Origin of the sequence: Comamonas sp. NLF-1-9 (assembly GCF_019195435.1) — a bacterium.
GTDB lineage: Bacteria > Pseudomonadota > Gammaproteobacteria > Burkholderiales > Burkholderiaceae_C > Comamonas_C.
In genome coordinates this window covers 2,454,324-2,480,977 of sequence record NZ_CP078069.1, presented here as the reverse complement: position 1 = coordinate 2,480,977, position 26,654 = coordinate 2,454,324, and the positions used below count along the sequence as shown (strand labels likewise).

The window sequence follows — 26,654 nt, the reverse complement described above, 5'->3', positions numbered from 1 at the left end:
CGTCCAGACACACCCCGCACCCGACAGGGCGGGCTGGGCTTCCTTTGAAAAGACCGTTTTTCAACTCCAGGAAGCCCCGCGATGAACGCACCGACCATGCAAGGCCTGCACGTGCAGGCACCCGCCTACGTCAAGAACGCCCGCCTGATCGCCTGGGTCGCCGACATGGCAGCGCTGTGCAAGCCGGCGCGCATCCACTGGTGCGACGGCAGCCAGGAGGAATACGAGCAGCTGTGCGAGCAACTGGTTCAGGCCGGTACCTTCAAGCGCCTGAACCCGGCCAAGCGCCCCAATTCCTTTCTCGCGTGGTCCGACCCCAGCGACGTCGCGCGCGTCGAAGGGCGTACCTTCATCTGCTCGCAGAAGGAAGAAGACGCCGGCCCGACGAACCACTGGATGGCGCCGGCCGAGATGCGCGCGACGCTCAAGCCGCTGTTTGACGGCTGCATGACCGGGCGCACGATGTACGTGATTCCGTTCTCCATGGGGCCGCTGGGCAGCCCGATCGCGCAGATCGGCGTGGAGCTTTCCGACAGCGCCTATGTGGCGGTGAACATGAAGCTGATGACGCGCATGGGCCGCGCTGTCTACGACGTGATCGGCACCGAGGGTCCGTTCGTGCCCTGCGTGCACAGCGTGGGCGTGCCGCTGGCCGAAGGGCAGAAAGACGCGACGAGCTGGCCCTGCAACCCCACCAAATACATCGTGCACTACCCCGAAACGCGCGAAATCTGGAGCTACGGCTCGGGCTACGGCGGCAACGCGCTCCTGGGCAAAAAGTGCCTGGCGCTGCGCATTGCGTCCACCATGGGGCGCGACGAAGGCTGGCTCGCCGAGCACATGCTGATCCTGGGCGTGCAAAACCCCGAAGGAAAAAAATACCACGTGGCCGCCGCGTTTCCCAGCGCCTGCGGCAAGACCAATTTCTCGATGCTGGTGCCGCCCAAGGCCTTCGACGGCTGGAAGGTCACCACCATCGGCGACGACATCGCCTGGATCAAGCCGCAGGCCGACGGCTCCTTGCGCGCGATCAACCCCGAGGCCGGTTATTTCGGCGTTGCGCCCGGCACCAACATGCAGACCAACCCGAACTGCATGCTGAGCTTGAAGCGCGACGTGATCTTCACCAACGTGGCGCTGACCGACGACGGCGACGTCTGGTGGGAGGGCATGGAAAAAGACACCGGCCACCTGCCCGAACACCTGCTGGACTGGAAGGGCCAGGACTGGACCCCGGCGATCGCCAGGGAGACCGGCGCCAAGGCGGCACACCCGAATGCGCGCTTCACCTGCGCCGCAACCAACAACCCGGCGCTCGATCCGGCCTGGGACGATCCGGCGGGCGTGCGCATCGACACCCTGATCTTCGGCGGGCGGCGCTCGACCACCGTACCGCTGGTGACCGAGGCGCGCAACTGGGCCGAGGGCGTGTACATGGCCGCCACCATGGGCTCCGAGACTACCGCCGCCGCCGTGGGCCAGCAGGGAGTGGTGCGCCGCGACCCCTTTGCCATGCTGCCGTTTACCGGCTACCACATGAGCGACTACTTCCAGCACTGGCTGAGCCTGGGCGAAAAGCTCAAGGCCCAAGGCGCCACCCTGCCGCGCATCTACTGCGTGAACTGGTTTCGCAAGGGCACGGACGGCAAGTTCGTCTGGCCCGGCTATGGCGAGAACATGCGCGTGCTCAAGTGGATGCTCGACCGCATCGAGGGCCAGGCTGCGGGGCAGGAGACGCCGTTTGGCATCGCGCCGCACTACGGCGAAATCAACTGGCACGGACTCGATTTTTCCGAGGCGCAGTTCGCCAGCGTCACCGACATCGACCCCGGCGCCTGGCAGGAAGAGCTGGCCTTGCACGACGCCCACTTTGAACGGCTGGCGCAGCGCCTGCCGGCGCAGTTGCTGCAGATTCGCACGGCGCTGGCCGAGCGCATCGGCGCCCTCTAGGGCGAGCTGGAAAAAGCCCGGCGCAAAGGCCCGCCTGCTGGCCGGGCCTCTCGGGCAGCGGCAGCGGCGCGGGTCGTTACCATCGCCGGCTTGCACGGCGCGCGGGCGCCGTGGGCGCCATCTTGAGCTTCGATGAACTTTCGTTTTTTCCTCTGCGCCGCCGCCTTGCTGGCGCTCACCGCCCCGGCGCGGGCGCAAACCGCTGCGCCCCTGGTGCAGGGCAAGATCCATTTCCTCTTTCTCGATGCCGAGGAGTTGCCGATGGCCGGGCTCAAGCTCTGGGGCCGCTGCGAGTCGCGCCTGGGCTCCTTCTGGAACCCGACCAAGCACCGCAGCGACTGGTCGTGCACCACGAGCAGCGACGGGCTGTGCGAGGCCAGCATCGACACCCTGGCCGCGCCCGACGGCACGCCGGTGCAATGCCGCGGCACCGAGCGCAGCAGCGTGCAGGAGGCGGGCGGCCCGGCGCAGCAGATCAGCTACCACGCCTTCTTTGCCAAGGGCGCAGTGGACAACTACGCGCTGGTGCAAAAGCGCAGCGGCTGGAAGGATGGGCAGTACCTGTTTCGCGCCGTCGCCAGCGCCGAGCTGTTCGACGCACTGGCGCTGCGCTACCGCGCCGGCTACTATGCGGCGCGCCTGGGTGAGCACCGCGGGCCGGACGGCGCCGCCGTCTGGGACACGCGCGGCGCCCATCCCCAGGAAAACCCCGACGAGCAAAACCTCGTCTACCTGCGTGCGCGCGCCGGCGCGGCGCCCGGCAAGCTGCAGGTCCAGGTAGTGATCGCGCTCACCTATGTGGACGAGGTGATGCGCGGCTACGACAAGGCGCGCTTCGAAGGCCTGGATGGCGAGCAAAGCGTCGCGCTCACCAAGGTCTCGAGCGGCAATACCTGCGGCGTGCGCGACCTGCTCTCGGGCCAATGCCAATATCGCGAAGAACTGCAGCTGGACCTGCCGCAAGACCTGGCGCAAGCGCTCGCCGCGCGCTACCGCGAGGGCGTGCCGGGCAACTGGCGGCTGCAGCTGGGCACGCCGCGCGGCCAGTTGCTCGACTTCGTGATAGCACACGCCGAATTTGCCGCGCTGCTGGCGGCCGCACGCCCCTGAAGCTGGCGCGCGAGCCCGTATGATGGGGCGCTCAAGCCAACCGCGCAGCCGCGCACAGGAACTGCGATGAAGATTCTGCTTGCCGTCGACGGCAGTCCCTACACCCGCAAGATGCTGGATTACCTCGCCAGCCACGACGAGATGCTCGGCCCCGAGCACCAGTACAGCGCCATCACCGTGCAGACCGCGCTGCCGCCACGCGCACGCGGCGCCCTGAGCCGCGAGCTGGTGCAAAGCTATTACGACGACGAAGCCGAGGCGGTGATGCAGCCGGTGCGCGAGTTCCTCGCGCGCAAGGGCGTGCAGGTGCAGACCATTGCCAAGGTGGGCCTGGTGGCCGAGACGATTGCCGCGCTGGCCGAATCCACGCCCTTCGACCTCATCGTCATGGGCACCCAGGGCCACGGTGCGCTGGGCAAGCTGGTCATGGGTTCGGTCAGCACCAAGGTGCTGGCCAAATGCAGCGTGCCGGTGCTGCTGGTGCGTTGAGCGCCATGGGCAGCGACGACGCCCGCGCGCGGCCGCTCACGCGCCGCATCGGCCTGCTGGCCGCCTGCCTTGCGGCCAGCCTGCTGGGCGCCTGCGCCGCAATGAGCGTAGAGGAATGCCGCAGCGCCGACTGGGGCGAGCAAGGCATGCGCGACGCGCTCAACGGCTATCCGCGCGCGCGCCTGCAAGACATCCGCGAGGCCTGCGCCGAGGCCGGCGTGGTGCCCAACGAGGCGCTGTACCTGGGCGGCTGGAACGCCGGCATCACGCGCTTTTGCACGCCCGAGAACGGCGCGCGCTGGGGCCGCGACGGGCGTGCCTACCTCAACTCCTGCCCGCCGCAGATCGAGGGCGGCTTTCTCGATCGCTACCGCGCGGGCCGGCAAGCCTACGACGCCGAGCAGGCGCTGCGCCGTCTGCAGGGCGAGCAAGACCGCCTGCAGCGCCAGCTCGGCCTGAGCAAGGACGAGGCGGTGCGCCGCCAGTTGCGCCAGCAACTGCGCGAGCTCGACTGGCGCATTGCCCAGGCGCGCAGCGACCTGGACCGCGCCGAATGGAAGCTGCGCCTGGGGCGCTGAACGCCCGGCCACCGCGCGCTTTGCCGCGCAAGCGCGCAGGGTCTCCCGCGCCAGCGCGCTGCGCCCGAGTGGCGAGCTCGGGATAATCAAGACTTGTTCCGCCTGCCATCCATGTGTTCACCCGCTCCGTGACTGCCATCCCACCCACCGCGCCGCCGCCGGCCCCGCGTGCGCTGCGCGATGCGCTGGGCATGTTCGCCACGGGCGTGACCATAGTGACCACGCTCGCGCCCGACGGCGGCCCGATCGGCCTCACCGTCAATTCCTTCAACTCGGTCTCGCTCGAGCCGCCGCTGGTGCTCTGGAGCCTGTCGCACAAGGCGGCGTCGCTGGCGCTGTTTTCCGGCGCCGCGCACTACGCGATCAACGTGCTTGGCGTGCAGCAGCGTGAGCTCGCGGTGCGCTTTGCCACGCGCGGGCCCAAGCGCTGGGACGACGTGCCCTGGCAGCCCGGGCACACCGGCGTGCCGGTGCTCGGCGGCGCGGTTGCGGTGTTCGAATGCGCCAACCGCAGCCGCTACCCCGAGGGCGACCACACCATTCTGGTCGGCCAGGTGCTGCACTGCTGCCACAGCGCGCACGAGGCGCCCTTGCTCTACCACGGCGGCATGTTCTACACCGAGCACCCGCTGGGTGCGCTGCCGCGCGCTGCGGCCGTGAAGGTAGTGCCATGAGCAAGGCCTTCACGCGTGAAAGCGACGGCGATGGCGACGAGGACGAAGACCTCGCCCCCGCGCTGCAGATTCCGGCCGACGCCAGGAACTACCTGAGCAGCGAAGGCTACGCGCGCCTGCGCGGCGAGCTGCTCGCGCTGATCGACGACGAGCGCCCCAAGGTGGTCGAGGTGGTGCACTGGGCCGCGCTCAATGGCGACCGCTCGGAAAACGGCGACTACCTCTATGGCAAGAAGCGCCTGCGCGAGATCGACCGGCGCATCCGCTTCCTGACCAGGCGGCTGGAGAAGGCCGAGGTAGTAGACCCTTCGGTACACGCCGGCAGCAACCAGGTGTTTTTTGGTGCCACGGTCAGCTACGTGGACGACCTGGGCGAGGAGCGCACCGTGACCATCCTCGGCATCGACGAGGTGGACAGCGCGCGCCAGCAGGTGAGCTGGATTTCGCCCGTGGCGCGCGCGCTGCTCAAGGCGCGCGAGGGCGACGAGGTGCAGCTGCAGACCCCGGCCGGGCCGCGCACCCTCGAAATCCTCTCGGTCAGCTACCCGGCGCCGCCCGAGCGCTGATCAGCCGCGCGCCGTTTCGGGCAGCTCGATCTTCACCTGCAGCACTTCGAGCTCGTCCTGGCGCTCGAAATGCACCTTCAGGTCTTCGGGGTTGATGTGCACGTACTTGGAGATCACCGCGACCAGCTCGTTTTGCAGCGCGGGCAGGTAGTCGGGCTGGCCGGCGTTGCGCCCGCTCCTCTCGTGCGCCAGGATGATCTGCAGCCGCTCCTTGGCCACGGCGGCCGACTTTTTCTTCTCGCCCAGGAAGAATGACAGCAGGGACATGGCCGCTTACCTCCCGCCGAAGAGCCGCTTGAACAGGCCCGGCTTGACGGCATCGGTAAAGCGCAGCGGCCGCTCCTCGCCGAGAAAGCGCGCAACCACGTCCTTGTATGCCTCGGAGACGTCCGAGCCGCTCATGTGCACCGCCGGCAGACCCTGGTTGGAGGCCTGCAGCACGGTCTCGGACTCGGGGATCACGCCGATCAGCTTGATGCGCAGGATGTCCTGGATGTCGGTGAGGCTGAGCATCTGCCCGTCCTCCACGCGGTTGGGGTTGTAGCGCGTGATGAGCAGGTGCTCCCTGATCGGCTCGGCGCCCTCGACCGCGCGCCGGGTCTTGCTCGATAGCATGCCCAGGATGCGGTCGGAGTCGCGTACGCTGGAGACTTCGGGGTTGGTCACAAGCAGCGCCTCGTCGGCAAAGTGCATGGCCGCAAGCGCGCCGCTCTCGATGCCGGCGGGCGAGTCGCAGACGATGTACTCGAAACCCATCTCGGCCAGGTCTTTGAGCACTTTCTCCACACCCTCTATGGTCAACGCCTCCTTGTCGCGCGTCTGGCTCGCGGCGAGGATGAAGAGGTTGTCGCACTGCTTGTCCTTGATCAGCGCCTGGTTCAGGTTGGCCTCGCCCTGGATCACGTTGACAAAGTCGTAGACCACGCGGCGCTCGCAGCCCATGATCAGGTCCAGGTTGCGCAGGCCCACGTCGAAGTCGATCACCGCGGTCTTGTGTCCGGCCAGCGCCAGGCCGGCGGCGAATGCGGCGCTGGTAGTGGTCTTGCCCACTCCTCCCTTGCCGGAGGTGACGACGACGATCTTGGCCATGTGTGGAATTTCCTTGCGTTGTGTCTGCGCCGCCGTGCTTACAGCGGCTCGAAAATCAGTTTCTCGCCCTCCAGGCGCACCTGTGCGGGCTTGCCGCGCACGTCCTCGGGCAGCGCATTGTCGGTGGTGCGGTACATGCCGGCAATCGACACCAGTTGCGGCTCCAGGCAGGTGGTGTAGATGCGCGCGCCGGCGTCACCCCGTGCTCCGGCCATGGCGCGCCCGCGCAGCGGCGCATAGACGTGGATGCTGCCGTCGGCAATCACCTCCGCGCCGAAGCTGACGATGGCCAGCACCACCAGATCGCCGCCGCGCGCATAGATCTGCTGGCCCGAGCGTACCGGCTTGTCTATTACCAGCGTGGGGGCGGCGCGCTCGGGCGCGGCTTCATCGGCGGCGGGAGGCTCGGGCGCCTCGGCGGGCGACGCCGGTGCGGGTGCGGCAGCGGGCGCGTTGTGCTGCACCGCCTCGGGCGCGGCCGCCAGGCCGCAGGCCAGCGCGGCCTGCATCTGCTCGGCGCTGCCGCCACGCACCGCCACCGGGCAGGTGCGGTGCTGCTTCAGGCGCGCCACCAGCGCGGCAAAATCGATCGGGGCGGGGTCTTCGCGCACCTGCGCGAGGTCGATCACCACCAGGTCGTCGTCGAAGAAGGACTGGTCGTCGGCCAGCTGGCGCTCGAACTCCGCCTCGATCTGCGCGCCGTCGGTGCTCTTGAGCACCAGCGCCACCACCGGCAGCCGGGCGCTCTTGAGATCGAAACTGGTACGGGCCTGGCCCGATGGTTCAACGGCCATGAAGTGCGGCGCGGCGGTCGCCGGCTGAGCAAATCCGGCAAGTGTACTGTGCGGCTGCCGGCGGCCCGGGCCCGGGTAACGCATGCGACCCGGCGCGCGCCGCGCGCCCGGATAATCGCGCGATGCCCGCCGCCCGCAAGCTCCATCTCGATTCCCTGGCCGTCGGCCTGCTGCTCGCCTGCTGCCTGTATTGGGGCTTTCAGCAGACGCTGTCCAAGGCCACGCTGGTCGAGGTGGCGCCCATCTACCAGGCCTTCTGGCGCTTTGCGCTGGGCACGCTGGCGCTGCTGCTGTGGTGCCGGCTGCGCGGTATCTCGCTCGCCGGGCCGGCGCAGCCGCGCGGGGTGTCGCGCGCCGGAGTGCAGGCGGGGCTGCTGTTTGCCGGCGAGTTCGTCTTCCTGTTCCTGGCTTTCAAGTACACCACGGCCTCGCGCGCCACGCTGTTCCTGTACTGCTCGCCCTTCTGGGTGGCGCTGGTGCTGCCCTGGTTCGTGCGCAGCGAGGGTCTGAACCGCCTGCAATGGGCAGGCCTGGTGTGCGCCTTCTTTGGGGTGCTGCTGGCGCTGGGCGACGGCTGGCGCAGCGACGACGCGGCCCACGCCGATGCCTGGATCGGCGATCTGCTGGCGGTGGTCGCCGGCCTGCTCTGGGGCCTGACCACCTGCATGCTGCGCGCCTCGCCGCTGCAGCACGCGCGGCCGGAAAAGCAGTTGCTGTGGCAGATGGGCGTGACCACGCTGGTGCTGCCGCCCGTCTCCTGGCTGCTGGGCGAGCACTGGCAGATCGACTTCAGCGCCTTTGCCTGGTTCTCGCTGCTGGTGCAAGGGTTGATCGGCGCCTTCGTGAGCTATCTGGTCTGGATGTGGATGCTCACGCGCTACCCGGCCACGCGCATGTCGGTATTCATCTTTCTCACGCCGGTGTTCACGCTGCTGATCGGTGCCACCTGGCTGGGCGAGCCGGTCACGCCCACGCTTTTGGGCGCGCTCACGCTGGTGGCCGCCGGCATCGTGCTGGTGAACCGGCGCGGCGCGCTGGCCGCGCCCGGGCAGGCCGAGGGCGCGGCATGAACCGGCACCTGCTGCTGCTGGCCCTGTGCCAGGGCCTGTTCCTGGTGAACAACGTCACCTTCATTGCGATCAACGGGCTGGTGGGGCTGCAGCTTGCGCCCCAGGGCTGGATGGCGACGCTGCCGGTCATGGGCTATGTAGTGGGCGGGGCGCTGGCCGCGCCGCTGGTGGCGCGCTCGCAGGCGCGCTATGGACGCGCGCTGTCGTTTCAGATCGGATTGGCGGTGGCGCTGGGCTCGGCGCTGCTGGCCGCCTACGCGGCGCAGACGCGCAGCTTTTCGCTGCTGATGCTGGCCACCGTGGTGGCGGGCTACTACAACGCCAACGGCCAGCTTTACCGCTTTGCCGCCGTCGAGCTGACCCGGCCCGACTGGCAGGAAAAGGCGGTGTCGCTGGTGCTCGCCGGCGGACTGCTGGGCGCGGTAGTCGGCCCCAACCTGGCCGCCTGGACGCGCACCCTGCTGCCCACGCCCTTCGTCGCCGCCTACCTCACGCTGGCGCTGGTCGCGCTGCTGGCCATGGCGCTCATGGCGCTGATCCGCTTCCCGCCCGCGCCGGTGCGCACCCGTCACGCGCCGCAAGGCCGCGCCGTGGGCGAGATCATGCGTCAGCCGGTGTTCATCGTGGCCACGCTGGGCGCGGCCATAGGCTACGGCGTGATGAACCTCTTGATGGCCGCCACGCCCCTGGCCATGCAGGTGATGGGCTTCGAGTTCGGCGCCACCGCCCTGGTGCTGCAATGGCATGTGATCGGCATGTATGCGCCGGGCTTCTTTACCGGGCACCTGATCCGCCGTTTTGGCGTGCTCCAGGTCATGGGCGCGGGCGTGCTGCTGAACCTGCTGTGCGTGGCGGTGGCGCTGTCGGGCGTGGCGCTGCACCACTTCCTGGCATCGCTGGTGCTGCTGGGCGTGGGCTGGAACTTCCTGTTCACCGGCGCCACGACGCTGGCGCTGCAGGCCTACCGCCCCGAAGAAAAAGACCGGGCGCAGGCGGCGATCAACTTTTGCGTGTTTGCCACCATGGCGGTGACCTCGTTTGCCTCGGGCGCACTGGTGACCACGCAAGGCTGGAACTGGCTCAACTATGGCTCGGTGCCAGCGCTGGTCTTGATGGCCCTGGCCTTGGGCTGGCTCAAGCTGCGCCGCCGGGCCGCACCCGGCCGCGCTTGAACGCGGCAGCCGACGATGGCCGGGGCGCGGCGCTTCACCGGTCAGCTCGCTAGGCTGCCGTGAAAGGCCATGCCGATCATGGGGCGGGTTGGTTATACTGAGAAAACAAAATCTCAGTATAGCGATGTATTTCGACGATCTGTCCACTACCGCAACGGCCAGCTATGCCACCGTCTGCTCTGCGGCGCTGGCAGAAACCGTTCGCGGCGTGGCGAGCCTTCCTGGCAGCTTCTCGCGCAAGAAGGTCAAGGGCAAGACTTATTGGTATTACCAGCTTGCCAACCTCGTCGGCGGGCAGTCGCAAATCTTTCTGGGTCCGGACACCGCCGAATTGGCGCAACTGGTCGCGCAGCACAAGCAAGCGGCTCCTCAGGGCGAGCATCTGCGGCAGCTGGCGCGCCTGGCAATCGCAGCGGGCTGCGCCTATCTGGTTCCGAGCCACTCCAGGATTGTTGCCCGGCTGGCCGATGCCGGGTTTTTCAAGGCCGGCGGCATTCTGATAGGCACGCATGTCTACATGGCATACCAGAACCTGCTGGGCGTGCGCTGGCGCTCGGGTGCGCAGACGCAAGACCTGGACTTTGCACACCCCGGGCGCAACGTGTCGCTTGCGCTGCCCACCGATGTCACGATGGATACCAAAGGCGCGATCGAATCACTGGAGATGGGGTTCGTTCCGCTCAGGAGCCTGACCACCTACGTCAAATCTGACGAGGCAGATCTGCAGATCGACTTCGTGACCACGCGCCATCGTGCGGGCGATGCTCCCCTGCGGATTGAAGCGCTCAACATCGACATGCAGCCGCTGAAGTTCATGGAATTTGCCATGGAGTCGCCGATTCAGATGGTCTTGCTGAGCAACATGGGGCCGATCGTGGTGAACGCACCGCCGCCGGAACGGTACGCCGTACACAAGCTGTTGGTCCATGGCGAGCGGCCCCAGTCCATGCGATCCAAGGCCGGCAAGGATCTGGAGCAGGCGGCCACCCTGATCGACTACCTGGGCAAGTACGACCAAGATGCCTTGCGCGATGCCTGGCAAGACCTGGTTGGCCGTGGCAAGGGCTGGCAGGAACGCGCGATGCAGGGCCGCGACGCGCTGGCGACGCGCCATCCTGCGCTGGACTTGTCCTGCCTGAACTGAGGCAGGCTTTTGGCGGCGCGCAGGCTCAGGCCACCCGCGCCATCAACTCCCCCGCCTGCACCAGCGCGCCAACCTCCGCCAGGCAGTGCAGCCTGCCGGCCTGGGGCGCGGTCACGGCGGTTTCCATCTTCATGGCTTCGAGCGTGGCGAGGACTTCGCCCGCGCTCACCGCCTCGCCTTCACCTCGATGCCAGCGCACCAGCGTGCCGGTCAGCGGGGCGGGCACGTCGCCCGGCTGCGCGGTGCGCTCTGGCGCCGCGGCGGCAGTGGCCTCGCCTGCCGGGCGTAGTGCCAGGTCGGCGGGCAGGCCCAAGCGCAGGCGTTTGCCGTCGAGCTCGATCCAGCTGCGGGTGAGCGGCGCGCCGGCTTCGGGGCCGGGGCGGGCGGCGGGTGCGAACTCTGCCTGCATCTCGGTCTCGATCCAGCGCGTGTGCACGGCAAAGCCCTGCTCGGCGGTGAAGGCCGGGTCGTCGACGACGGCGCGGTGAAACGCCAGCACCGAGGCCACGCCCTCGATCTGCAGCTCGGCCAGTGCGCGGCGCGCGCGGGCGAGCGCCTGCGCGCGCGTGCTGCCGCTGACGATGAGCTTGCCCATGAGCGAATCGAAGCTGCCGGGCACGAGCGAACCCGCGGCAACGCCGCTGTCCAGGCGCACGCCGGGGCCGCTGGGCACATCAAAGCGCGTGATGCGCCCGGGCGTGGGCAGATAGCCGCGCCCGGGGTCTTCGGCGTTGAGGCGAAATTCGATGGCGTGGCCGCGCGGGGTCGGCGTTTCGGTGCAAGACAGCGGCAGGCCGTCGGCCACGCGCAATTGCTCCAGCACCAGGTCGATACCGGTAGTTTCCTCGGTCACCGGGTGCTCGACCTGAAGGCGTGTGTTCACTTCCAGAAAGGAAATCTGGCCGCTCTGGCCGAGCAGGAATTCCACGGTGCCCGCGCTCTCGTAGCCGACGGCCGCGCAGATGTCGCGCGCGGCGCGGCAGACGGATGCGCTCTGCTCGTCCGTGAGAAAGGGCGCGGGCGCTTCCTCGACCAGCTTCTGGTTGCGCCGCTGCAGCGAGCAGTCGCGCGTGCCGACGACGAGGACCTGGCCGTGGCGGTCGGCGATGACCTGGGCCTCGATGTGGCGCGGCTTGTCCAGGAACTGCTCGACGAAGCATTCGCCGCGGCCAAACGCGGCCGTCGCCTCGCGCACCGCAGACGCGTAAAGCTCGGCCACCTCGTCCATGCGCCAGGCCACCTTCAGCCCGCGCCCGCCGCCGCCAAACGCCGCCTTGATCGCGATCGGCAGGCCGTGGGTGCGCGCAAAGGCGAGCACCTCGTCGGCGCCCTTGACCGGTTCCGCCGTGCCCGCTACCAGCGGCGCGCCGACCTGCAAGGCCACCTTGCGCGCGGCAACCTTGTCGCCCAGTTGCGCCATGGCCGCGGGCGGCGGGCCTATCCAGGTGAGGCCGGTATCGATCACCGCCTGGGCGAATTCCGCGCGCTCGGAAAGAAAGCCGTAGCCAGGGTGCACCGCGTCGGCCCCGCTCTTTTGCGCGATGGCGAGCAGCTTGGCGATGTCGAGGCAGGTTTCGGCCGGCCGTGCGCCTTCCAGCGCCCAGGCTTCGTCGGCCGCGCGCACGTGCAGCGCGTCGGCATCGGGGTCGGCATAGACGGCGACCGAGCGCACGCCGTAGTCGCGGCAGGCGCGGGCGATGCGTACCGAGATCTCGCCCCGGTTCGCAATCAGCACTTTGCGGATCATTTTTTCAACTCCTCGAACGGCGCAATGGCGCGAAAGCGCAGCTGGCAGCCCACCGGCACTTGCGCCGCCAGGCCCAGGTGGTAGCTGGCCACGACGGCGATGACCGGATAGCCGCCGGTCAGCGGATGGTCGGCCAGAAAGAGCACCGGCTGGCCGCTGGCCGGCACCTGGATGGCGCCGACGGCCGTGCCTTCGCTGGGCAGTTCGTCGTGCCGGCTGCGCGTGAGCGGCTGCGCGCCCATGAGGCGCATGCCCACGCGGTTGGATTGCGGGGTGACGCGCCAGGCTTGCGACTGCAGCAGGGCGAGGGCCTCGCGCGTGAACCAGTCGGTGCGCGGGCCGAGCAGTACGTCGAGCACCACCTCGTCGCCCGCGCGCGGCAGATCGGCGCGTGCGGGCTGCGCGGGCGCGCAGGCGTTGAGGCGCTGCGCCGCGATGGCCTCGCCCACCGCCAGCACCTGCCCCGCCTGCAAGGCCGGCGGACCGAGCTCGGCCAGGGTGTCGCGCGCGCAGCTGCCCAGCTCCGGCGCGATCTGCCAGCCGCCACGCACCGCAAGATAGGCGCGCACCCCGACCTGCGGCGCGCCCAGCGTGAGCAGGTCGCCATCGTCCAGCGCCAGCGCACGATGGCTCGCCAGCGGCCAGCGGCGGCCATCGGGCGCGGTCAGCGTGAGCGGCATGTCGGCGCCGGCCAGCGCCAGCGTGACAGCGCCGCGTGCGCGCAGTTGCAGGCCACCGAGCAGCTGCTCCAGCACGGGCGCGTCCACCGGGTTGCCCACCAGCCGATTGGCCTGGTGCATGGCCGCGAGGTCGAGCGCGCCAGAGGCGGAAACGCCCAGCCCGGCCAGGCCCTGGCGGCCCTGGTCTTGCACCAGGGTCTGGAGGCCAGGGTTCATGATTTCGATAGCTGCTGGCGCTTGTGCAGCAAGGTCTGGAGCGTGATTTGGCTTGGATTCACGAGTGGGTTGGCCCTCACCCCGGCCCTCTCCCAGAGGGAGAGGGAGGGGGGCAGGGAGGTTCGCGCCGGCGGGGCCGTCGACTAGGGTTTTTGTAGCTGCTGGCGACGGTGCGGTGTGGGGTTGGAGCGCATTTGACCCTGATTTATCGAGGGTGCGGAGCCCGTCCTTGGCCCCTCGCAGGGGCAGGGGGAGCGATAGCGGCGAAGCGCTGGCGCCGGGCGCTCCCTCGCCCCTTTGGGGAGAGGGCTGGGGTGAGGGGCCGCCCAGCGCCACGCCGACCTGCCCGGCCTCGACGAAGCACACCTCAAAGCCGGGCTGCACCAGCGCAGGTTCGACGCGCGCGGTGTCCCACATCACGGCTTCGGTGCGGCCTATCAGTTGCCAGCCGCCGGGGCTGGCCTTGGGGTAGACGGCGCTGAAGCCCCCGGCCAGCGCCACCGAACCCGCGGGCACGCGGGTGCGCGGCGTCGCGCGCCGGGGCACGCGGGCAAAGCGGGCGTCACCCCCGGTCAGATAGACAAAACCCGGCGCAAAGCCGGCAAACGCCGCCTGCCAGGGCTGGGCGCAGTGGCGCTGCACCAGCTCGCGCGCCGTCAGGCCCAGGTGCTCGGCCAGTTCGGCCAGGTCTGCGCCGTCGTAGTGCACCGCGATCTGCACGCGCCGGCCCGGTGCGGGCGCCGGCTGCGCCTGATCTTCCACGGTCGCGGCCAGTGTTCGCACCGCATGGGCCAGGGCCTGCGCCGTGGTGCGCTCGCGCCGGTAGTGCAGCAACAGGGTACGCGCGGCCGGGACCAGCTCGCGCACGCCGTCCAGCGGGGCGGCCTGCAGCGCGCGGTACAGCGCCAGGGTCTGCGCCAGGTCGGGCAGCTCCAGCAGCAGCGCGGCGTCGCCGGCCGGCAGGATGCGCATCAGCGGCCCGCAAAAGGTGCGAGCGCCACGCCCGCGGCGTCCAGGCGCGCGCGGATCTGCTGCGCCATCTGCACTGCGCCGGGGCTGTCGCCGTGCACGCAGATGGAGTCGGCCTGCAGGCGGATGCGCTCACCGGTGATGGCGCTGATCTCGCCCGTCTGCGCCCAGTGGAGCATGCGCTCGGCCACCTGCCCGGCGTCGTGCAGCACCGCACCCGGCAGGCGGCGCGAGACCAGGGTGCCGTCGGCGTTGTAGGCGCGGTCGGCAAAGGCTTCGGCCACCACCGTGAGGCCACGCTCCCGGGCGCGGGCGATGAGCGGCGAGCCGGCCAGCGCCAGCAGGGTGAGCGCGGGGTCCAGGGCCAGCAGCGCGGTGATCACGTCGTCTGCCTGGCGCGCGTCGTGGGCGATGGTGTTGTACAGCGCGCCGTGCGGCTTGACGTAGGCCACGCGCGTGCCGGCGGCGGCGGCCAGGCCTTGCAGTGCGCCGATCTGGTAGATGACGTCGGCCACCAGCTCCTCGCTCGTGGGGTCCATGGCGCGCCGGCCAAAGCCCACCAGATCGGGGTAGGCGACGTGCGCGCCGACCACCACGCCCTGCTTGGCCGCGGCGCGCAGCGTGCGCAGGATGCCCGCGGGGTCACCCGCATGAAAGCCGCAGGCCACGTTGGCGCTGGTGACGATTGCCAGCATGGCCGCGTCGTCGCCCATGCGCCAGGCGCCATAGCTTTCGCCCAGATCGCTGTTGATGTCCATGGTGTGCTCGCTCCTGATACAAAATGCGCCCGGATTGTTCAACAATGTAGTGCCACTGCAGGACGCGCCCCATGCCCAGCCGCCGCTTCACCAGCCACAACCCGCCTGCCAACCTGGCAGACCATGTGGCCGAGACCATCCGCCGCCAGCTCATCGAGGGCGAGCTGCGCGCCGGCCAGCGCCTGTCCGAGGCGGCGCTGAGCGAGCAGCTGCAGATCTCGCGCAACACCCTGCGCGAGGTGTTTCGCAGCCTGATCAAGGAAGGCCTGCTGCTGCACGAGCCCAACCGCGGCGTGTCGGTCGTCGTGCCCTCGATCGCCGACATCATCGACATCTACCGCGTGCGCCGGCTGATCGAATGCCAGGCGCTGGAGAAGGCCTGGCCGCTGCACCCGGCGCACAAGCGCCTGAAGCAGGCGGTGCAAGACGCCGAGGCGGCGCGCGCCGCAGGCGACTGGCGCCTCGTGGGCTCGGCCAACATGGCGTTTCATGCGGGCATCGTGGCGCTGAGCGACAGCGAGCGGCTTTCCGCCATGTTTGCCGACATCGCCGCCGAGCTGCGCCTGGCCTTCGGCCTGCTGGACGACCCGGAATATCTGCACGCGCCCTTCGTGGACCACAACGCCCAGCTGCTGCAGTTGTTCATGCAGGGCCAGACAGGCGCCGCTGCGCGCGAACTGGAAGCCTACCTGGTGCAGTCCGAACGCATGGTGCTGGCGGTGTACGCACGCGAGGTGCGTTGAGCGGGTCGAGAGCCCGGGGGCCAAGGGGTGAGCTCCTGAATTGTTGAACAATCCAAACTTACATCATCAACACGACGCGCGTATCGTTGAAAACCCTAATAGACCCCGGGGCTGTGTGCGCTTATCTTTGACACTTGTCGCTGCCTGCGCGCAGCGCCTCGCAGCGCGGGCCTGCCCGCATGTTCCACCGCCAGTCTCGCCATGGAGAACACTATGAAACGTCGCGATTTCTGCGCCACCGCCGCGCTGGCTACCGGTCTGGGCATCAGCGGCCAGGCCTGGGCCGAAACCAAGTGGGATTTCGCCACCGCCTACCCGGCGATCAACTTCCACTCCAAGAACAACCAGGCCTTCGTCGACGAGGTCGCCAAGGCCACGAATGGCGCGCTCAAGATCCAGCCGCACTTTGGCGCCTCGCTGTTCAAGATGCCCGAAATCAAGCGCGCGGTGCAGACCGGCAATGCGCAGATGGGCGAGTTCTTCCTGGTGAGCTTCCAGAACGAGGCGCAGATCTTCGGCGCCGACGGACTGCCCTTTCTGGTCAAGGACTACGACCAGGCGTTCAAGCTCTACCAGGCGCAAAAGCCCTACCTGGAAAGCATTCTGGACAAGCAAGGCCAGACGCTGCTGTATTCCGTGGCCTGGCCGCCGCAGAGCATCTACAGCAACAAGCAGATCAACTCCGCTGCCGACCTCAAGGGCCTGAAGTGGCGCGTGTATTCGCCCACGACGGCGCGCATCGGCGAGCTGGTCGGCGCCCAGCCCGTGACCATCCAGGAGGCCGAGCTGTCGCAGGCACTGGCCACCGGCGTGATCGAGGCCTTGATCACGTCGAGCGCCACCGGCGCGGACAACAAGCTCTACGAGAACCTCAAGTACTTCTACAAGGTCCAGGCCTGGATCCCGAAGAACGCGGTCACCGTGAACAAGAAGGCCTTCAACGCCTTGTCCAAGGCCGAGCAGGATGCCGTGCGCAAGGCCGCCGCCGCGGCCGAGGAGCGCGGCTGGAAGTCCTCGCGCGAGGTCGATGAGCGCTCGCTCGAAACCCTGCAAAAGGGCGGCATGCAGATCATCGAGCCCTCGGCCCAGCTCATGGGCGACTTGTCCAAGGTAGGCGACGTGGTCATCAAGGAATGGCTGGAGAAGGCCGGCGCCGACGGCCAGGCGCTGATCGAGGCCTTCAACAAGAGCAAGTAAGCCGCCAGGCCCCGCCTGGGAGACCGCTATGCGCAGCTGGCTCAACGGCTTGTACACCGCCAGCGCCTGGCTGGCGGGCGCCTTCATGGTCGGCGTGTTCCTGATGGTGTTGCTCACCATCGCCAGCCGCTTCTTCGGCTTTTCCGCCACCGGCAGCGACGCCTACGCGGGCTACGCGACGGCGGGCGCGGGCTTTCTCGCGCTCGCCTCCACGCTCAAGCACGGCGAACACATCCGCGTGACGCTGCTGCTGTCCGCGCTCAAGGGCGGCGCGCACAAGGCTCTGGAACTGCTGGCGCTGGGGCTGGCCACGCTGCTCGCGGGCTTTCTCGCCTGGTATTCGGTGTCGCTGGTCTGGCAGTCCTGGGAGATCAACGACATCTCGGTCGGCATCGACGCGACGCCGATGTGGATACCGCAGATTCCGATGGCGCTGGGCACCATCGTCTTCTTCATCGCCTTCTGCGACGAGCTGGTGCTGGAGCTGCTGGGCCGGCGCCTGCCGCCCAGCCAGGAGGACGCGCACCATGAGTGAGATCGCCGCCAGCGCCACGCTGCTCGTGGTGCTCTTTGCGATGCTGGCCGGGGGCGTCTGGGTAGGCCTGACGCTGGCCGGCGTGGCCTGGTTCGGCATGGCGATGTTCACCGCGCGCGCCGCGGGCGACGCCATGGCCATCACCATCTGGGGCTCGACCAGCAGCTGGACGCTGACCGCGCTGCCGCTCTTCGTCTGGATGGGCGAAATTCTCTACCGCACCAACCTCTCGGCCAACATGTTCCGGGGTCTTGCGCCCTGGGTGAACAAGCTGCCCGGGCGGCTGCTGCACGCCAACGTGGCGGGCTGCACCATCTTCGCGGCGGTCTCGGGCTCCTCGGCCGCCACCTGCGTGACCGTGGGCAAGATGAATCTGCCCGAGCTGCTGCGCCGCGGCTACCCCGAGCGCCAGGTGATAGGCACGCTGGGCGGGCCGGCCACGCTGGGGCTGTTGATACCGCCGTCCATCATCCTGATCATCTACGGCGTCTCGGCCGAGCTGTCCATCGCCAAGCTCTTCATGGCCGGCGTGCTCCCGGGGCTGCTGCTGGCGGCCTTGTTCAGCGGCTGGATCATCGTCTGGGCGCTGCGCCACCCGGATCAGGTGCCCAAGGCGGACGATGAGCTCACCCTCATGCAAAAGCTCGCCGAGGCGCGCCACCTGATCCCCGTGGTGCTGCTCATCGTGGCGGTGATCGCCTCGATGTACACGGGCGTGGCCACGGCCACCGAAGCGGCCGCCATCGGCGTGCTGGGCGCGCTGATCCTGTCGGCCTGGCAAAGGTCGCTCACCTGGCAGAACTTTCGCGATGCGCTCATGGGCGCCACGCGCCTGTACTGCATGATCGCGCTGATCCTGGCGGGCGCGGCCTTTCTCACGCTGGCCATGGGCTACATGGGGCTGCCGCGCCAGCTGGCCGAGTTCGTCGGCAGCCTGCAGCTTTCGCCCGCCATGCTGGTCGTGGCGCTGGGCATCTTCTACATCGTGCTGGGCTGCTTTCTGGACGGCATTTCCACCATCGTGCTGACCATGGGCGTGGTGCTGCCCATCATCCAGGCGGCGGGCATCGATCCGCTGTGGTTCGGCATCTTCCTCGTGATCACCGTGGAGTCGGCGCAGATCACGCCGCCCGTGGGCTTCAACCTCTTCGTGCTGCAAGGCATGACGGGCAAGCAGGTGACCTGGATCGCGCGCGCCTGCCTGCCCTACTTCTTCCTGATGGTGCTGATGCTGGTCATCCTCTGGTACTTCCCGGGCCTGGCCACCGCGCTGCCGGGCAAGATGTAGCACCCCCGCCTGCGCCTGCGCGCGGGCGGCGCATCGCGGACAATCGCCGGCTTTGCCACCGGCCGACCGCTACCTTCCCGATGCTGCGCTACCTCCACAACCTCGGCCGCCGCGCCACGCACATGTTCCTCACGGTGGCGCGCATCATGGTGCCGGTGATGGTGCTGGTGTATGTGGCCGAGCGCCTTGGGCTGGTGCGCCTGGCGGGTGAGGCCCTCTCGCCCGCCATGGCCTGGCTGGGCCTGCCGGCGCAGGCCGGGATCGTCTGGGCGACGACGGTAATCACCAACATCTACGGCGGCATTGCCGTGGTGGCGGCGCTCTCGGGCGAGATGCAGCTCAACGTGGCGCAGATGAGCGCGCTGGGCGCAATGATGCTGTTCGCGCACAACCTGCCCACCGAACAGGCGGTGGTGCGCCGCGCCGGCGCCAGCGCGCTGTTCACCGGCAGCCTGCGCCTCGTGGTCGGCGCGGCCTATGGCGCGGCGGTGGCCTGGGCCTGCCGTCTGGGCGGCTGGCTGCAGGAGCCGGTCGCGCTCGGCTGGTTGTCGGGCAGCGGCGCGGCCGCGCCCGCCGGGCCGCCGGCGCTCTGGCCCTGGCTGCTGGGCACGGTGCGCTCGCTGCTGCTGATCTGGCTCATCATCTGTGCGCTGGTAGTGCTGCTCGACCTGCTCGAGCGCCTGGGCTTCACCCGCTGGCTCACGCGCCAGCTCGCGCCGGTGCTGCGCCTGACCGGCCTGAGCGAGGCGGCCGCGCCGCTCACCACCATAGGCATGCTGATGGGCCTGGCCTATGGCGGGGCGCTGATCATCGAAGCGAGCGAGCGCGAGAACTACGACCGGCGCACGCTCCTGCTGGCGCTGTGCTGGCTGTCGCTGTTCCATGCGGTGCTGGAGGACACGCTCCTGATCGCCGCGCTGGGCGCCAATATCTGGATCATTCTGGTGCTGCGCGGCGTCGTGGTGCTGGCCATCATGGTGGCGCTGGCCTTTGCTACCCGGCCCGCCACGCGCTGGGGCCGGCGGCTGGCGCAGGCGCGCTGAACGCCGCTGCACAGGCCTTAGCGGGCTGCGTGCAACACCACCTCGGTGATCTCCGAGGGCGCGCCCAGGCGCAGCACCAGGCCGTGCCACAGGCCGGTGCCACGGCTCACGTAGAGCGGCATGCGCCCGACCTGGTAGAGACCGGCGAGAAAGCCCCGGTTGGCCCATTGGGTGAGCAGGTTCACGCCAAGAATCTGCCCGCCGTGCGTGTGCCCTGAAAGCTGCAGGCCCACCCCCGCGCGCGCATGCTCGGGCGCGCCGCCGGGGCGGTGGGCCAGCACCAGCACGGGCGCGCCCCGGGGCGCGCCGGCAAGGGCGGCGGACAGATCGGGCGGCGCCTGGCCAAAGGCCGCGGCCTGCGGGTCGGTCAGGCCGGCCACCACCAGCTGGGCACCGGCGCGCTCAATCACCACATGGCGGTTTTCCAGCATGTTCAGACCCAGCGCCTTGAAGGCCGCCATCCAGCCGGCGTAGTCCACGTAGTACTCGTGGTTGCCGGGCACGGCCAGCACGCCGTCGGGCGCGTGCAGTTCGGCAAACGGCGCCACGTCGGCCGAGCGCGCGGCGGGCGCGCCGTCCTGCAGGTCGCCGGTGATCACGATCAGGTCGGCCTGCAACGCATTGGTCTGTTGCACCACCGCGCGCTGCCAGTCGGCGGGCAGCAGGCGCGTGGCGTGCAGGTCGGACAGCTGGGCGATGCGATAGCCGTCGAAGGCCGCGCCCAAGCCCGGCATCGTGACGTCCACGCGCTTGGTCTCGGGCAGCTTCAGGCCCTGCCAACTGCCCCAGGCGCCCAGCAGCAGGGCCGATGCGACGAGGGCCTGCGTCAGTGCGCCGCTGCGCCACATCGCCTGCGCCAGCGAACGCGAGAGCAGCCCGAGCACGGCGGCGAGCAGGTCGCGCGCGAGCAGCAGCAGCGCCAGCAGCACAAAGCTGCCAAAGGCCCAGCCCAGCGCCACCAGCAGCGGGCGCGGCGCCTCGACGTCGGCCAGATTGCCGCCCACCAGCATCACCAGCAGGTAGTACTCGGCCAGCGGCAGCAGGGCCAGCGCCACGGCCAGCTTGCCGCCCCGGCCCAGGGGCAGCAGACCTACGCCGCGCAGCACCACGTAGAGCCATGCCAGGCCCATTACCGAAACCACGCCCAGTGCCATGGCTGCTATCCGTCAAGTCGCGCGGTCCGCGCTGCGGCGCCGCGGACGCTCACCATTTCTCGCCAAAGGGGCGCGCCTCGATCTCGAAGGACCAGGCCGAGCGCGGCTGCTGCGTCAGCCACCAGGCGGATTCCGCCACGGCCGCGGGCTGCACGAAGAAGTCGTCGCCCTTGTCCGCAAAACGCTGGCGCGAACGCGGCAGGTCGACGATGCCGTCGATGACGATCAGCGCCACGTGGATGCCTTGCGGCCAGAGCTGGCGCGCCATGGATTCGGCCAGCGTGCGCTGCGCCGCCTTGGCCTGGGCAAAGGCCGCCGCAGCCGCGCCGCCGCGGCGCGAAGCGGTTGCGCCGATGACGATGATGTGGCCCCCGCCGAGCTGCTTCATGCCCGGCAGCAGCGCCTGGGTAGCGGCAAACAGGCCCAGGGTGTTCACGCGCCAGCACTGCTCCAGGTCGGCCGCCGTCACCTCTTCGACGCTGCCCCAGGCACCCGAGCCGGCGTTGTAGATGAGCGTGCCCACCGGCCCCTGCTGCACCGCCACCTGCGCCAGCGCGGCCTGCAGCGCCTCGGGCTGGCCGGCGTCCGCCGCATAGGCGCGCGCCGAAGGCAGCTCCTGCGCCAGCGCCGCCGAAAAGTCGCTGCTGCGCGCGAGCAGCGCCACCGGTGCGCCCTGCGCGCCAAAGCGCCGCGCCAGCGCCGCGCCATTGCCCGGCCCCGTGCCGACGATGGCGCTGACCGCCTGCGCCCGCGTGCCCGCGTCTTGCTTGAAATCCTGCGCCATCTCGCTGCACTCCTTCATCTGGTTTCAAGCCCTGCCCGGCGCGCCGCGCCTTGCCGCGACACACGCCACAAAAGGCTTGCAAACTATCAAATACATAGCTGTTCGCGCCCGTCCACTGGGCGATACAGCCCGAAAACACTCCAAACCCTGCTCTTCGGCCCGCAAGCCGCATCCGCACCCGGCCATGGCTCGATCAGGGCGAAGACAGCAGACGCAGCCCCTGCGGCGTGCGGATGTGTGCGACCAGCCGCGGCGTATCGCCCGCGCGCACCCGCACCGGCGCCTGCAGCGCGAGCGAGGACAGCAGGCGCGACAGCCGGTCGGGCTCGGGATGGATGATCTCGAGCTGCTGCAGCGCCAGGCCAAGCTCGGGCATGCGGGCCGCGGGGTGCTCGGCGTCCTGCCACTGGATGAGCGCGGGCGCCGCGCCGTCCAGCACCATGGTGCCGTCGGCGCCAAGGCTGATCAGCCAGTTCAGTGCGCCCCGGCTCATGGGCTCGGCCACGCCCAGCGGCTCCGAAGCCGCGGCCAGGGCCTGCTCGATCGTGCTGCTGCGCGCCACCCAGGTGCGCAGCGCCGGCGGCGCCCCGGGCGGCAGGGCGTCAAGCCCGAACCAGCGCGCGCGCCCCGGGGCAGGCGCCTCAGGCTTGGGCGCGATCACCTCCAGATAACAGCTCTCGCCCAGGCGCAGCAGGCGGTTGTGCGTGGCCATGCGCGGGTGCTCGCCGCCGGCAAGCGGCGCCACGCCCAGCACTTGCGCGACGTAGGCCGCGCCCGCGTCCAGCGAGTGGCAGGTGACGACGAGGTGGTCAAGCAGGGTCGGTGGCACGGCCGGGCTCCTTGGTCAGAAAACGCGCTCAGGTGCGCGTGAGCTCGCGCAGGGTGACGAACTCTTCCGCGCTGGTCGGGTGTATGCCCAGGGTCGCGTCGAACTGCGCCTTGGTCGCGCCGCACTGCAGCGCCACCGCAAAGCCTTGGATGATCTCGCTCGCGTCGGCGCCGACGATGTGCGCGCCCAGCACGCGGTCGCTGGCGTCGTCGACGACGAGCTTGACCAGCGTGCGCTCGCTGCGCCCCGACAGGCTGTGCTGCAGCGGCCGAAAGTCGCTGCGGTAGATGCGCACCCTGGCGCAGCGCTCGCGCGCCTGCGCCTCGCTCAGCCCCACGGTGCCTATCGGCGGGTGGGTGAAGATGGCGGTGGCGATGTTGTCGTAGTTCATCACGCGCGCGGCCTTGCCCGGCGCCGGGCCGAAGAGCTGGTCGACCAGCGCCATCGCCTCGGCCAGGGCCACGGGCGTGAGCTCCTTGCGCCCGACCACGTCACCCACCGCGTAGATGCCGGGCACGCTGGTGGCAAAGCGCGCATCGACCTCGATCGCGCCGTTGGCGGCCAGGCGCACGCCCAGCGCCTCCAGACCCAGGTCCGCCGTCGCGGCGCGCCGCCCGGTCGCGTAGAGCGCCACGTCCGCCTCCAGCGCGCTGCCGTCCTTGAGGATCAGGCGCCGGCCCTCGCCCGCGGCTTCGACGCGCACCACGTCGGCATGGCAGCGGATGTCCACGCCGGCCTTGCCCATCTCCTGCGCCGCGAAATTGCGCACCTCGTCGTCAAAGCCGCGCAGGATCTGCTCGCCGCGGTACAGCTGCACCACCTCGCTGCCCATGCCGCGAAAAATGCTGGCGAACTCGCTGGCGATGTAGCCGCCGCCGACCACCGCCAGGCGACGCGGAAAGCGCGGCAGGTCAAAGATCTCGTTGGAGGTGACCACCAGCTCGCGCCCCGGCAGCTCGGGCACCCAGGGCGCGCCGCCCGTGGCCAGCAAGATGGTCGCGGCGCTGTGGTGCGTGACGCGCCCGTCGGCATGCTGCACCTGCACGGTGTGCGCATCCACCAGGCGCGCATGGCCGTGCATGCGCTCGACCCCGGCGCTGGTCATCAGGTTGTCGTAGATGGCGTTGAGCTGGCCTATGGAGCGGGCGCGGTTGGCCTTGAGCAGCGCCCAGTCCAGCACCGGCTCGCCCGGCAGGATCCAGCCGTAGCCGCGCGCATCGGCAAAACCTTCGGCGTATTCGGCCGCGTAGCTGTAGAGCTTCTTGGGGATGCAGCCCACGTTCACGCAGGTGCCGCCCATGCGCCCCGATTCCGCCAGCGCCACGCGCACGCCGCGCTGCCCGGCAAAGCGCGCGGCGCGCACCCCGCCCGAGCCGCCGCCCACCACGAAAAGATCAAAGTCGAAACCCGCCATGCCCGCGCTTTCCCGCCGCCATCAATGCCCCCAGTGTATGCAGCAGCGCAAGACCGTACGCGCCCACTGGCCACGCCTGCCGGCCGTGCGGTTTTGCCCCCGGCGCTACTCTTGCGCCAGAATGCCCCGCTGTGCCGAATTGCGGCACGCCCGCACCACCTTCAGGAGTACGCCATGACCGCCATGCGAGCCCTTTTGACACTGCTGCTGCTTGCGCTGGGCAGCAGCCTCGCCCTTGCCCAGGACATCAAGCTCAAGCCCGGTTTGTGGGAGGTGCAGGGCAGCATGAAGACCAGCAGCGGCCGCCTGGAAGCCGCGATGGCCCAGATGCAGGCCGAAATGGCCAAGATGCCGCCCGAGCAGCGCCGCCAGATGGAGCAGATGATGAGCGCCAACGGCATGGGCGCGAGCGGCAACGCCATGAACCACACGGTCAAGATCTGCATGACGCAAAAAGACGTGGATCTGGACCAGATCAAGTCCAGCGACGACTGCACGCACAAGGTCAAGCGCAGCGGCCCCAGGACGCTGCAGATGAGCTTTCAGTGCACCGGCTCGGACGGCAGCGGCCCGAGCTCGGGCGAGGGCACGGTGAACCTGGACAGCCCCACCGCCTACCGCGGCCAGTACAAGATGCGCACCAGCGCCGACGGCCAGCCCGAGCAGATGGACTTTACCCAGCAGGGCAAGTGGCTGTCGGCCGACTGCGGCAAGGTCAAGCCCGTGGGCCAGCAGTAGGCGCGCTGACGCGCCCAGGCCATGGCAGCAGCGCCGCCCGCAGCCCGCGCCACCCGGGCCACCCGGAGCGCCTGGCACTTTCCGGGCAGCTACTGGTTTGTGCTGGCGGCGCTGTACGGCGCCCTCGTGCTGCCCTGGTCGGTGCTGGGGCAGATCGGCCTGCTGCCCGCCCCGGCGGCGCTGCACACCGGCCTGGGCCATGCGCACGAGATGCTCTTCGGCTTTGCCCTGGCGGTGGTGGCGGGCTACACGCTCAAGCCCGGCACCCTGGGGCGCAGCGCCCTGCTGCTGCTGGCCTGGGCGCTGGCGCGCCTGGCCTTCTTGCTGGCACCGGCCAGCCGCGTGGCCTTCGGCCTGAACGGCTTGTTCGTCACGGGCCTGGCGCTGCTGGTCGCGCCTACCTACCTCAGGGCCAGCAAGTGGAGCAACCGCTCGGTGGCGCTCATCCTCACCGGCCTGGCGCTGGCGGCGCTGGCCTTTCATCTGGCCAGCAAGGTTCAAGGCATGCACACGGCAGGGCTGGCGGCGGTGCTGCTGCTGAGCATGCTGATGTTCTTCATGGGCGGGCGCATTCTGGCCCCCGCCGTGGCCGGCCATGTGCGCACCAAACGCGCACCACTGGCGCACGTAGTGCAGCCCACGCTGGAGCTGACTCAGCTGTGCGTGCTGGGCGCCAGCATCTTGCTGGTGGCCAGTGGCCTCCCCTGGGCGCACCGCATGGCCGGTGGCCTGCTGCTGGCCGCCGTGGTGCTGGCGCTGGTGCGCATCGTGCGCTGGCACTTCTGGCTGTGCCATGACAAACCCGATTTGCTGGCACTGCTGGCGGGCTATCTCTGGCTGATCACCGGCTGGCTGCTGACCGGCGCCGCCCTGCTCGCGCAGCGCCCGGCCACTACCGCGCTGCACGCGATCACCGCCGGGGCGCTGGGCACGCTGACCTATACGGTGATGCTGCGCACGCGCATGTTTCGCGTCACCGGCAACACCTTGCACCTGCGCTGGGCCTACCTGGGCGCGCTGCTGCTGGGGCTGGCGGCGCTGCTGCGCATTGCCGCTCAGGGCCGCGCGCCGCTCGTGGGCGCCAGCGTGCTCTGGAGCCTGACCTATCTGCTGCTTGCGGGCGTGCTGCTGTGGCTGCGCGGCGCGCGGGCGCAGGCGGCCAAGGGCAGCTGAGGCGCGCAGACGGCGGGCCGATATCATGGCGGGCATGTTCACCAACCTCACGCCTTTTCTCACCCAATGGGCGATCACCGCGCTGGCGCTCTGGGTGGCAAGCTACATCTTCAAGGGCGTGAAGTTCGACAGCGCGGGCGCGCTGCTGGTCTCCGCGCTGCTGCTCGGGTTTGCCAACGCCATCGTGCGCCCGCTGCTCATCGTGCTGACGCTGCCGCTCACCCTGATCACCTTCGGCCTGTTTCTGCTGGTGATCAATGCGCTGGTCATTCTGCTGGTGTCTGCGCTGGTCAAGGGCTTTCGGCTCTCGGGCTTCTGGACCGCGCTGTTCGCCAGCCTCTTCGTCTCGCTCTTGAGCATGCTGATCGGCGCGACGGTGACGGGGGGCGACCCGGCGCTGCAAATCCAGATGCCGCAGGGTTCGGGCACCTGGCTCTGATCAGGCGTTTTGCGTCGAATAGCGCTCTATTGCGGCCAGCGCCGCGCGCATCGACTGGCGTGCCCGGCGCAGGTCGTACTCGCTCTGCAAGTTGAGCCAGCTCTGCGCGTCGGTGCCGAAAAACGCCGCCAGGCGCAGCGCGGTATCGGCGGTGATGCCGCGCTGCCCCTTGACGATTTCGTTGATGCGACGCGCAGGCACGCCAATCGCCTTGGCGATGCGGTACTGGCTGATGCCCATGGGGACGAGAAAGTCTTCCTGCAGGATCTCGCCCCGATGGGGCCATTGGGGATGCGTGCTCATGCCAAATC

General features: G+C 69.4%; 28 protein-coding genes. 17 read left to right on the top strand and 11 right to left on the bottom strand.

All coding sequences use genetic code 11. The features are described 5' to 3' along the window. The first annotated feature begins 81 nt into the window (after positions 1-81). The 6 genes from KUD94_RS11935 (at position 82) to greB (ending at position 5,367) form a co-directional block, all read left to right on the top strand. On the top strand, positions 82-1,950 hold the full coding sequence (locus KUD94_RS11935; RefSeq protein ID WP_218237414.1) for a phosphoenolpyruvate carboxykinase (GTP): 1,869 nt from the start codon (positions 82-84) through the stop codon (positions 1,948-1,950). A gap of 132 nt (positions 1,951-2,082) precedes the next feature. Continuing rightward, a complete protein-coding gene (locus KUD94_RS11930; protein ID WP_218237413.1) occupies positions 2,083-3,060 on the top strand; it encodes a hypothetical protein in 978 nt (325 codons plus the stop codon). A gap of 66 nt (positions 3,061-3,126) precedes the next feature. Then, complete coding sequence (locus KUD94_RS11925) at positions 3,127-3,549, top strand: universal stress protein (protein ID WP_218237412.1); 423 nt, start codon at positions 3,127-3,129, stop codon at positions 3,547-3,549. Beyond that, positions 3,519-4,127, top strand: a complete 609-nt coding sequence (locus tag KUD94_RS11920) for a DUF2799 domain-containing protein (protein ID WP_218237411.1) — start codon at positions 3,519-3,521, stop codon at positions 4,125-4,127. The genes KUD94_RS11925 and KUD94_RS11920 overlap by 31 nt, the downstream gene beginning before the upstream one ends. A 128-nt stretch (positions 4,128-4,255) precedes the next feature. Beyond that, positions 4,256-4,801, top strand: coding sequence for a flavin reductase family protein (locus tag KUD94_RS11915; protein ID WP_255568809.1), 546 nt, complete (start codon positions 4,256-4,258; stop codon positions 4,799-4,801). Continuing rightward, on the top strand, positions 4,798-5,367 hold the full coding sequence (gene greB / locus KUD94_RS11910) for a transcription elongation factor GreB (protein WP_218237410.1): 570 nt from the start codon (positions 4,798-4,800) through the stop codon (positions 5,365-5,367). The genes KUD94_RS11915 and greB overlap by 4 nt, the downstream gene beginning before the upstream one ends. On the opposite strand, the gene minE is transcribed toward greB, so the two are convergent. The 3 genes from minE to minC are packed head-to-tail and all read right to left on the bottom strand — an operon-like array spanning position 5,368 to position 7,250. Next, positions 5,368-5,634 (bottom strand): cell division topological specificity factor MinE, encoded by a 267-nt coding sequence (gene minE, locus KUD94_RS11905; protein WP_146912406.1) that lies wholly within the window; start codon positions 5,632-5,634, stop codon positions 5,368-5,370. A gap of 6 nt (positions 5,635-5,640) precedes the next feature. Then, positions 5,641-6,456 (bottom strand): septum site-determining protein MinD, encoded by an 816-nt coding sequence (gene minD / locus KUD94_RS11900; RefSeq protein WP_146912407.1) that lies wholly within the window; start codon positions 6,454-6,456, stop codon positions 5,641-5,643. Between the two features lie 38 nt (positions 6,457-6,494). Continuing rightward, on the bottom strand, positions 6,495-7,250 hold the full coding sequence (minC, locus tag KUD94_RS11895) for a septum site-determining protein MinC (protein ID WP_218237409.1): 756 nt from the start codon (positions 7,248-7,250) through the stop codon (positions 6,495-6,497). Between the two features lie 122 nt (positions 7,251-7,372). Here minC and KUD94_RS11890 point away from each other — a divergent pair, with 122 nt between their 5' ends. From KUD94_RS11890 to KUD94_RS11880, 3 genes are all read left to right on the top strand, one after another. Next, the gene (locus KUD94_RS11890; RefSeq protein WP_218237408.1) at positions 7,373-8,320 is read left to right on the top strand and encodes a DMT family transporter; all 948 of its coding nucleotides are present in this window, start codon (positions 7,373-7,375) and stop codon (positions 8,318-8,320) included. Continuing rightward, complete coding sequence (locus KUD94_RS11885) at positions 8,317-9,492, top strand: MFS transporter (RefSeq protein WP_218237407.1); 1,176 nt, start codon at positions 8,317-8,319, stop codon at positions 9,490-9,492. Before KUD94_RS11890 ends, KUD94_RS11885 begins: the two co-directional genes overlap by 4 nt. A gap of 124 nt (positions 9,493-9,616) precedes the next feature. Then, complete coding sequence (locus KUD94_RS11880) at positions 9,617-10,636, top strand: nucleotidyltransferase domain-containing protein (RefSeq protein ID WP_218237406.1); 1,020 nt, start codon at positions 9,617-9,619, stop codon at positions 10,634-10,636. A gap of 25 nt (positions 10,637-10,661) precedes the next feature. Here the strand turns inward: KUD94_RS11880 and KUD94_RS11875 are convergent, their stop codons facing one another. From KUD94_RS11875 to KUD94_RS11865, 3 genes are read right to left on the bottom strand one after another with little or no spacing between them, the layout of a single operon-like run. Beyond that, the gene (locus KUD94_RS11875; protein ID WP_218239288.1) at positions 10,662-12,380 is read right to left on the bottom strand and encodes a biotin carboxylase N-terminal domain-containing protein; all 1,719 of its coding nucleotides are present in this window, start codon (positions 12,378-12,380) and stop codon (positions 10,662-10,664) included. Then, positions 12,380-14,251, bottom strand: coding sequence for a 5-oxoprolinase/urea amidolyase family protein (locus tag KUD94_RS11870; protein WP_255568807.1), 1,872 nt, complete (start codon positions 14,249-14,251; stop codon positions 12,380-12,382). Before KUD94_RS11870 ends, KUD94_RS11875 begins: the two co-directional genes overlap by 1 nt. Continuing rightward, a complete protein-coding gene (locus KUD94_RS11865) occupies positions 14,251-15,006 on the bottom strand; it encodes a LamB/YcsF family protein (RefSeq protein WP_218237405.1) in 756 nt (251 codons plus the stop codon). The genes KUD94_RS11870 and KUD94_RS11865 overlap by 1 nt, the downstream gene beginning before the upstream one ends. Before the next feature lie 71 nt (positions 15,007-15,077). Here KUD94_RS11865 and KUD94_RS11860 point away from each other — a divergent pair, with 71 nt between their 5' ends. The 5 genes from KUD94_RS11860 to KUD94_RS11840 all read left to right on the top strand — a co-directional run bounded on the left by KUD94_RS11860 (position 15,078) and on the right by KUD94_RS11840 (position 19,812). Beyond that, positions 15,078-15,749, top strand: coding sequence for a GntR family transcriptional regulator (locus tag KUD94_RS11860; RefSeq protein ID WP_218237404.1), 672 nt, complete (start codon positions 15,078-15,080; stop codon positions 15,747-15,749). 213 nt (positions 15,750-15,962) lie between these two features. Further along, on the top strand, positions 15,963-16,946 hold the full coding sequence (locus tag KUD94_RS11855) for a TRAP transporter substrate-binding protein (protein ID WP_218237403.1): 984 nt from the start codon (positions 15,963-15,965) through the stop codon (positions 16,944-16,946). A 28-nt stretch (positions 16,947-16,974) separates the two neighbouring features. Next, positions 16,975-17,481, top strand: coding sequence for a TRAP transporter small permease (locus tag KUD94_RS11850; protein ID WP_218237402.1), 507 nt, complete (start codon positions 16,975-16,977; stop codon positions 17,479-17,481). Beyond that, positions 17,474-18,769, top strand: a complete 1,296-nt coding sequence (locus tag KUD94_RS11845; RefSeq protein WP_218237401.1) for a TRAP transporter large permease — start codon at positions 17,474-17,476, stop codon at positions 18,767-18,769. Before KUD94_RS11850 ends, KUD94_RS11845 begins: the two co-directional genes overlap by 8 nt. Positions 18,770-18,849: 80 nt before the next feature. Continuing rightward, complete coding sequence (locus KUD94_RS11840) at positions 18,850-19,812, top strand: nucleoside recognition domain-containing protein (protein WP_218237400.1); 963 nt, start codon at positions 18,850-18,852, stop codon at positions 19,810-19,812. Between the two features lie 17 nt (positions 19,813-19,829). On the opposite strand, the gene KUD94_RS11835 is transcribed toward KUD94_RS11840, so the two are convergent. The 4 genes from KUD94_RS11835 to gorA all read right to left on the bottom strand — a co-directional run bounded on the left by KUD94_RS11835 (position 19,830) and on the right by gorA (position 23,993). Next, on the bottom strand, positions 19,830-20,966 hold the full coding sequence (locus tag KUD94_RS11835) for a metallophosphoesterase (RefSeq protein WP_218237399.1): 1,137 nt from the start codon (positions 20,964-20,966) through the stop codon (positions 19,830-19,832). Positions 20,967-21,015: 49 nt separating this feature from the next. Further along, entirely contained in the window at positions 21,016-21,768 is a 753-nt protein-coding gene (locus KUD94_RS11830; protein WP_255568806.1) for an SDR family NAD(P)-dependent oxidoreductase, read from the bottom strand. 175 nt (positions 21,769-21,943) lie between these two features. Beyond that, positions 21,944-22,579, bottom strand: coding sequence for a VOC family protein (locus KUD94_RS11825; protein WP_218237398.1), 636 nt, complete (start codon positions 22,577-22,579; stop codon positions 21,944-21,946). 28 nt (positions 22,580-22,607) lie between these two features. After that, positions 22,608-23,993, bottom strand: a complete 1,386-nt coding sequence (gene gorA / locus KUD94_RS11820) for a glutathione-disulfide reductase (RefSeq protein WP_218237397.1) — start codon at positions 23,991-23,993, stop codon at positions 22,608-22,610. A 174-nt stretch (positions 23,994-24,167) separates the two neighbouring features. On the opposite strand from gorA, the gene KUD94_RS11815 reads away from it, so the two are divergent. Genes KUD94_RS11815 through KUD94_RS11805 form a run of 3 tightly spaced genes read left to right on the top strand, consistent with a single transcriptional unit; the run spans position 24,168 to position 26,343 of the window. Continuing rightward, positions 24,168-24,731 (top strand): DUF3617 domain-containing protein, encoded by a 564-nt coding sequence (locus KUD94_RS11815; RefSeq protein ID WP_218237396.1) that lies wholly within the window; start codon positions 24,168-24,170, stop codon positions 24,729-24,731. 21 nt (positions 24,732-24,752) lie between these two features. Beyond that, complete coding sequence (locus KUD94_RS11810) at positions 24,753-25,904, top strand: NnrS family protein (RefSeq protein ID WP_218237395.1); 1,152 nt, start codon at positions 24,753-24,755, stop codon at positions 25,902-25,904. Positions 25,905-25,938: 34 nt separating this feature from the next. Further along, positions 25,939-26,343, top strand: a complete 405-nt coding sequence (locus KUD94_RS11805) for a phage holin family protein (RefSeq protein ID WP_146912423.1) — start codon at positions 25,939-25,941, stop codon at positions 26,341-26,343. Here the strand turns inward: KUD94_RS11805 and KUD94_RS11800 are convergent, their stop codons facing one another. Continuing rightward, the gene (locus tag KUD94_RS11800) at positions 26,344-26,646 is read right to left on the bottom strand and encodes a HigA family addiction module antitoxin (protein ID WP_218237394.1); all 303 of its coding nucleotides are present in this window, start codon (positions 26,644-26,646) and stop codon (positions 26,344-26,346) included. It abuts the gene before it with no gap. Between the last annotated feature and the right edge of the window lie 8 nt (positions 26,647-26,654).